The sequence below is a fragment of the Luteimonas sp. TWI596 genome (assembly GCF_039674105.1).
Lineage (GTDB): Bacteria > Pseudomonadota > Gammaproteobacteria > Xanthomonadales > Xanthomonadaceae > Luteimonas.
Genome location: NZ_JBDJMU010000061.1, coordinates 1 through 346, shown reverse-complemented (window position 1 = coordinate 346; position 346 = coordinate 1). Strand labels below are relative to the sequence as shown.

General features: G+C 66.5%; 1 protein-coding gene. It reads left to right on the top strand.

The genetic code is table 11. The features are described from left to right. A partial coding sequence (locus ABE487_RS17245; protein WP_346452927.1) for an isopeptide-forming domain-containing fimbrial protein occupies nt 1–346 on the top strand: 346 nt, incomplete at both ends.

The following is a 346-nucleotide window of genomic DNA, read 5'->3' as shown; positions in this document are numbered from 1 at the left end:
GCTGACCTACACCGCGACTGTCAATGCGGATGCGACCGGAAGCGTCGGTAACGTCGTCGTAGCCAGTAACCCGGCTGGCGGCAACGATCCCGAGCCGGTCTGCACCTCCTGTGAGACCGAGCATCCGGTCGTTGCGACGTCGATCACGGTGAGCAAGACCTCGAACCCGGCGTCGGGTAGCGAAGTGTCCCCTGGCGACACGCTGACCTACACGCTGACGGCGACGGTCGCGAATTCGGCGACGACCGAAGTGCTGACCCTGGCCGACACGCTAGGCACCGGCCTGACCTTCGGTGCCGTCACCGACGCGGGCGCGTTTGCCTGCACCGGTGCACTGACCTGCACG